A 462-nucleotide genomic window follows, 5' to 3' on the forward strand; every position below is an offset into this window, starting at 1 on the left:
TCAGCCGGCCAGCAGGCGCCGGAACCGCGCGTCGTCCTCGTCCACGGGCGGGTCGTCGGTCGAGGCGACGAAGAAGGCCAGGAAGGTGCTGTCGGGTTTCGCGCCGGCCAGCAGTTCGCGCCACGACCACAGGTTCGGGTGCCGCACGTGCGTGGCCGCGTCCGCGGGCGACAGGCGGTCGACGGCCTCGGCGAACCGGTCGCGGTCCAGCCGGAACACCGCGGTCGTGTCGACGTAGCCGCACACCGAGGCCAGGACGGCGGCCGGCAGCGGCCCCGCCTCGCCCGGTCGGTTCACGTGGCCGTAGGTCGGTTCGCCGTCGTCCACGCGCGCCACGGCGTAGGCCGCCGGCGTTGTGTAGCCGGGTATGCCGGCGATGAACCGCTCCCGGGCCGAGCGCAGGTCGTCGTCGGTCGCCCAGGTCTCGGGGCCTGCCGTGGTCATGCCGTGCAGCGTAGTGGC

1 protein-coding gene is annotated in these 462 nt (G+C 74.5%); it reads right to left on the minus strand.

The features are described from left to right. The coding region (locus ACFV4N_RS33270; RefSeq protein ID WP_499676617.1) for a hypothetical protein at nucleotides 1-462 on the minus strand (462 nt) is incomplete at its 5' end.

The sequence above is a fragment of the Actinosynnema sp. NPDC059797 genome, from assembly GCF_042732085.1.
Classification (GTDB): domain Bacteria; phylum Actinomycetota; class Actinomycetes; order Mycobacteriales; family Pseudonocardiaceae; genus Actinosynnema.